At 58.5% G+C, this 2,755-nt stretch carries 3 protein-coding genes; all 3 read right to left on the bottom strand.

Annotated elements, in window-relative coordinates; translation table 11 throughout:
- Positions 1 to 1,389: hypothetical protein (locus AQ12_RS23235; protein ID WP_238587769.1), on the bottom strand; the 1,389-nt coding region annotated here is incomplete at its 3' end.
- Positions 1,390 to 1,493: 104 nt separating this feature from the next.
- On the bottom strand, positions 1,494 to 2,261 hold the full coding sequence (locus AQ12_RS19190) for a hypothetical protein (protein WP_048441578.1): 768 nt from the start codon (positions 2,259 to 2,261) through the stop codon (positions 1,494 to 1,496).
- A gap of 305 nt (positions 2,262 to 2,566) precedes the next feature.
- A partial coding sequence (locus AQ12_RS23050; protein ID WP_048441579.1) for a hypothetical protein occupies positions 2,567 to 2,755 on the bottom strand: 189 nt, incomplete at its 5' end.

Below are 2,755 nucleotides of genomic sequence, written 5' to 3' on the forward strand. Positions count from 1 at the left end.
ATCGCGCGCATCGACGGTGTAAGTGTCATTGTCCTTGCCGCCTTGCAGCAAGTCCATTCCGGCGCCGCCGTTCAAGGTGTCGCTGCCCGAGTTGCCTTCGAGGTAGTCATTGCCGCCCTTGCCGTTCAGGGAGTCGTTGCCCGCGTCGCCGTACAGTCGATCGGCGTAGCCTTGGCCTTCAAGCGTGTTGGCCTTGTCGTCGCCAAAGAGCTTCTGGATGCGCTGCGCGCTGCCCGCTCCTGCCAGGACTTCGGTGTTGCTAGCCGCGTCGAAATAGCGGATGTTCTCTGCGCTCTGGACGATGCCGCCAAGGCCCTTGGCCCTGTCGTAGTGGGCGATCGTGAAGGCTGCGCGGTCGGTGATCCATTCGCGTGTGATTTCACCCTCACCGGTTGCTGCGTCGTAGAGCTTGAAGTTATTGGCAACGGTGTCGCTGATCTTGACGCTGACCACGCTCAGCGCGGCTAACGCGGCTCTGGCGCTGGCACCCTCTGCCGTGTCAGCTTGCGCAGCAGCGGAAAGGGCAGCCGGGTCGCTCCAGAGCTTGGCATTGACCGCTTGCAGTTGGGTCGGGCTTAGCGCGCCGAAAAAAGCTCGGGCTGTGGCTTCGAAATTGGCGGACGTAGTGGTGCCTGTGAGTGCCTTGCCCTGCACTGCACCCATGACCATATCCAGGAACACGGGCGCGCCGATATCGGCAACCGTCTTGAACATTCGCCCGACTTCGCCGCTCGCACCCAGGCGCAATGTGGTGAGCAGGCTTTCGTTTGTCGGTGCAGTCAGGTACGCAACGATCGTGTTGCCCATGATGGCAGTGTCCGTGCCGCGTTGCGCAGGCCCTTCAGCGGGCCATGTCAGAGCCGCAGCTTTCAGACCTGCTTGATAGGCCACGGCGGCGTACAGCACGTCGCGCACGTCATTGAGGGTGTCGATAGTGGTGGGCGAGCCGCCAGTACGCACGAGAAGGTCCGTCTGATTGCTGTTCAGAAGGCTAAACAGGAGCGTGCCGGACCAGGCAGAGTTGAAAGTGAGTGCGGTATCGTTGGCGTCATGGCCAAGCTTTGGGCCGAACAGTGCATCACCCACCGCGCTTGCATCAGCCTGACCAATACGATCTATGTCCGGAACTTGTCCTTTGGGCCAACTATTTGGAGCCCCCGATTGATCGTTGTCGCCCAAGATGTCGGCAAGCAGATTCATTGCCACCGCGTCGGACGCCTCTTGCATTTTTCCTGCCGGGAGGCTGCTGCCATATCGCAGTTGGTACTGTGTCTCCGTAAAGCTACGGATCAGCGTAGAGAAAGTGCCGCGGTCAGCATTGGCTTCAGTCGCGCCACGAAGCCACAGCAAGGTACTGTCCGTCGCCGGTACGTTGTACTTGCCCTGCAAGAGATTGGCCAACGATTCATAGATTTGCCAGTACTTGATCGTCCCTGCAAGGGCCTGGTCGCGCATCTGGCTGAACTGGGAAACTTCTGCATCTGTCAGTCGGATCACGGCTGCACTTTCTTCGCAAGATTTAGAACTCGAACAATTTCTTGATTGATTGCGGGCCAGTCAACGGCATGCTTCGCGTGAAACCGGAAGTCCGCATACACGTCTTCCTGCCAGAAGACACCGCCAGTACATCGAGGTAGAGCCTTCGGACGTGGGTCGGGGAGGTCGCAGGCAACACCCGGCACTCCATCCCCTAGTGTCTTTCGCTGCGTGGTCGCCAGAAAATACTCGTGGCGGTATTGCTTGCCTTGTGCATCGAAGAAGCGCACGCGCTCCAATTCCGGCCGCAGCATCTCACGCTCGATCCGCAAGCCCTGCTTGCGCAGTTCCTCGAATCGGCCATCCCATCCTTTGCCTTCCCATGGCTTTTCAGCGCGGGGGTCGGGCCACCTTTGGCGGCCAGTCAGGAATATCTCGATCGCCACGTCGTAGTAGTCCCGCGACTTCTCGGGATAGTCAGTCCCATCGTCGCGACCAATCAACGGAGTTTTGCTCGGCCAGTAGAAGGCAAGTCCCGCGAATCCCTTTACGTATGCTTTGGGCGCGACAAACCATTGACCATTCAGCTTTATTAGTTGCTCTCGTGTCGGGTTAAACGTCGGCGTCGTGTCACCTTCGCATGGCTTGTCCAAACACTCGATCCGCTTTCTCTCCACATCTTGTGCTACGCGCTGTTCGGATGGTTTGCATGCCGCGACCATTGCGCCGCACATCAAGATCGTTACAGCAGCTATCGGTGCCGCTGCGAAATTTAGTCTTTTCATATCACTCCCTTTTTCTATTGATTTCAATACTGGCTAAGGGGCCGACGCGCATACTTTGGACGCCAGCGCCGCCAACTAACAGGTCGCGCCCACTGCCGCTCCACAATGCGTCGTCTGTCGGAATTTCGAGATATCGTCTTGCATCGTGGTAAGCGGGAGTTGGGAATCTGTCGGAGAAATTGCTCGGAGAGCGACGAATCCGCAGCGGGTGGAAGCGCTGAAATATACAGATTTGCGGCGTTACTTCTTGCGAACCTTTTACCCCAGTTCCGAGACTGAAATCTCATTGACGCATGTCCTGGCTTTTAAGCTGCTTCCGAGAGCATCAGCGTGCGGCGTGTGATTGCTCCCCCTGCATCCGTGACGATGTTGCGCGTGAGGGTCCATTCGGTTGTGACCAGAACCGGTGCGCCGTCGCCGAACAGGTTGTCGTCGCCAGCGCCGCCTGCCAGCACGTCGCGCCCACTGCCGCCCCACAGTGCATCGTTGCCAGC

The sequence above is a fragment of the Caenimonas sp. SL110 genome (genome assembly GCF_001044395.1).
Classification (GTDB): Bacteria; Pseudomonadota; Gammaproteobacteria; order Burkholderiales; family Burkholderiaceae_C; genus Ramlibacter.

Coding starts and splice junctions, on each gene's coding strand:
- AQ12_RS19190 (WP_048441578.1), bottom strand. CDS start 2,261: ATGAAAAGACTAAATTTCGCAGCGGCACCGATAGCTGCTGTAACGATC.